We start from the raw sequence: 438 nt of genomic DNA, 5'->3' as shown, positions 1-438 counted from the left end.
CCCCAACAAACCGCACACCTCGTCCAACACCCGCGCGAACACCGGAAACTCGCGGTACAAACCCCGCCCCATCCCCACCCACTGACCACCCTGACCAGAGAACACGAACGCCGACCTGCCCGAGTCACGGGCCTCGCCGGTCACCAGCCCGGGATGCGCCTCCCCGCGCACCAGGGCCGCCAGTGCCTCCGGTCCGGTCACCATGGCCCGGTGGGCGAACCGGGTCCGCGCGGCGAGCGCGGCGCCGATTCCGTCCGCGTCGGGGGCCTTGGCCGCGTACGCCTGCAGCCTGCGGGCCTGGGCCCGGAGCGCCTGCTCGGACTTGGCCGACAGCAGCCACGGCACCGAGGCCGCAGGGGTGGCAGGGGACTCGGGCGACGCCTCCTCGGCCGGGTCCGGGGCAGGTGCCTCCAGGATCACGTGCGCGTTCGTACCGCT

General features: G+C 74.0%; 1 pseudogene. It reads right to left on the bottom strand.

Features of this window, described 5'->3' with window-relative positions:
- A pseudogene (locus IG05_RS47460) lies at positions 1-420 on the bottom strand (hypothetical protein); the annotation flags it as partial.
- Between the last annotated feature and the right edge of the window lie 18 nt (positions 421-438).

It is taken from the genome of Streptomyces sp. NRRL S-1022 (genome assembly GCF_000720135.1).
GTDB lineage: Bacteria > Actinomycetota > Actinomycetes > Streptomycetales > Streptomycetaceae > Streptomyces.
Note: the sequence above shows the minus strand (reverse complement) of the source record. Positions and strands in the feature narration are given on the sequence as shown.